The following is a 794-nucleotide window of genomic DNA, read 5'->3' as shown; positions in this document are numbered from 1 at the left end:
GGGTATGGGCGTAGAAGTAAGAGATAAGATTGCAAGACGTGCAGCGAAAGAAATTCAAAATGGTATGCTTGTAAATTTAGGTATTGGGATTCCATCGCTTGTACCGAATCATTTGCCAGAAGATATGAATGTTATGTTTCATGCGGAAAACGGTATTGTTGGTATGGGACCAACGCCAAGTAAAGGGAATGAAGATGAGAATTTATGTAACGCAGCCGGTTTACCAACATCTCTCATTACAGGAGCAAGTTATTTTGATAGCTGCATGGCATTTGGCATGATTCGAAAAGGATTACTTGATGTTACGATACTTGGTTCGTTACAAGTAAGTGAAAATGGTGATTTAGCGAACTGGATTGTACCAGGAAAACGTGTTCCAGGTATTGGAGGAGCGATGGATTTAGCGCAAAAAGCGAAGCGGGTCGTTGTTGTGATGAATCATGTTGATAAATACGGAAATGCAAAGATTGTTTCGGAATGTACATTGCCATTAACCTCGAAAAAATGTGTAGATTTAATTATTACAGACATGGCTGTCATGGAAGTGACTCCAAGAGGACTTGTCTTACAAGAATTAATGAGTCCGTACACTGTAGAAGATGTAAAACGACATACGACAGCTGATTTTCATATAAGCTCAAATTTACTAGTAATTGAATGAGGGGAGTTGTAATATATGGAGCAATTAAAAAAACAAGTTTGTGATTATATTGAGAGTCATGAAGAAGAGAGCGTAAAATTTTTAACACGATTAATTCAAGAAAAGAGCGTATCTGGTGATGAAAGTGGTGCGC

The 794-nt window shown here is 38.0% G+C and carries 1 protein-coding gene; it reads left to right on the top strand.

What is annotated here, in order from left to right:
• On the top strand, positions 1-661 hold a 661-nt coding region (locus AC1DTM_RS29715; RefSeq protein WP_477001614.1), incomplete at its 5' end, for a CoA transferase subunit B.
• Positions 662-794 lie beyond the last annotated feature (133 nt).

The sequence above is a fragment of the Bacillus sp. P4_D3 genome, assembly GCF_056401855.1.
This window is presented reverse-complemented; position numbering and strand designations above follow the sequence as displayed.